Annotated in this window: 1 protein-coding gene; it reads right to left on the reverse strand. The window is 71.7% G+C overall.

Annotated elements, in window-relative coordinates; genetic code table 11:
• Positions 1 to 30: 30 nt before the first annotated feature.
• Positions 31 to 435 carry a cupin domain-containing protein gene (locus F3J10_RS35870; protein WP_042284985.1) on the reverse strand — a complete coding sequence of 135 codons (405 nt, stop codon included), beginning with the start codon at positions 433 to 435 and terminating at the stop codon, positions 31 to 33.
• Positions 436 to 820: the final 385 nt, after the last annotated feature.

The raw sequence follows: 820 nt of genomic DNA on the forward strand, positions 1-820 counted from the left end.
CCGGGCCGCCCTCGCCGGCCCGCGCGCGGCTTACTGCGCCGGCGCGGCGGCCGGCGTGGCGAGCGGCTTGTCCTTGGCGACCACGTGCACCGTGATCAGCGCGACCGCCGCCTCGCCGTCGTTGCGCACGCTGTGCGCCACGCCCGCCGGCACCACGAAGGCGCCGCCGGCATGCACCACCTGTTGCGGCTTGCCGGCCACCAGCAGCGTCAGGTCGCCCGACTCGACGTAGCTGATCTCGTCGCCGTCGTGGGTATGCCAGCCGAGCACGCCGCGCGGCGCGACCGTCACGCGCGAGACCACCGCGTGGCGCCCCGGCACCGACACGTCCTGCGTCAGGACCTCGGTGCGGCTGATGCCGGGCGCCTGCGCGAACGAGGCGGCCGAGGCCAGGAAAAACGATGCTGCCAGGGCAATGCGTATCGATGTTTTCATGTGGGGGTCCCGCGTGTGGATGGGCCGGCTCGGGCCGCCGCACATGGTACTGCGCCGGGCCGCGCCGCGCTCGCGATTTCCGCTGCCGCCGGATTACCGTTGCGTACACATCGATCGGGCCGGGCTTCCGGCTTACGTTCTTCATACAAGACGGCCCACGTCGAGCCTGCCCGTCGATTCCTCGGCGTCACCAAACCGATTTATCATTGCTCGCCAGAACCGGCTCGCAACGGGCGAGCGAGGCGCTGCCCACCCCGCCCGCCGAGGACTCCCTTTCGTTTCGTATGCTCATTACCGACACCGGCGCGACCCCGGTCGCGCCAGCGGAAGGCCTGCCGGCGCAGGCCGAATGCGGCGCCCTGCTGCGGCTCGCCTGCGCGCACTT

The organism is Burkholderia sp. Cy-637, from assembly GCF_011753175.1.
GTDB classification, from domain to species: domain Bacteria; phylum Pseudomonadota; class Gammaproteobacteria; order Burkholderiales; family Burkholderiaceae; genus Burkholderia; species Burkholderia gladioli.